The organism is Geobacillus sp. LYN3, assembly GCF_003064505.1.
Classification (GTDB): domain Bacteria; phylum Bacillota; class Bacilli; order Bacillales; family Anoxybacillaceae; genus Parageobacillus_B; species Parageobacillus_B toebii.
The window spans coordinates 573-792 of sequence record NZ_QCWL01000060.1; the positions used below are offsets into that span (position 1 = coordinate 573).

Here is a 220-nt window from a genome sequence, read left to right on the forward strand (position 1 = left end):
CCGATAAATTTTCCCGTTGTCCGAGTAAATGCGTTTCGGCTTCCCGCAACGAAGCACCGCTTCCTTCGTGACGATCCGCAGCCCGTCAAACTTCTCCGAAGGGAAAAATTGGGCATATGGCACTAACCGCGAGCAGTCATCGATATACGCGATCAAAAACGTTTTCTGGGCTTTCCCATTGACTCGAATCGTTGGTCCATGGGATAAGTCCCCTTGCCAA

Annotated in this window: 1 pseudogene; it reads right to left on the reverse strand. The window is 50.9% G+C overall.

The features are described from left to right. A pseudogene (locus DCC82_RS18450) lies at positions 1 to 220 on the reverse strand (IS481 family transposase); the annotation flags it as partial.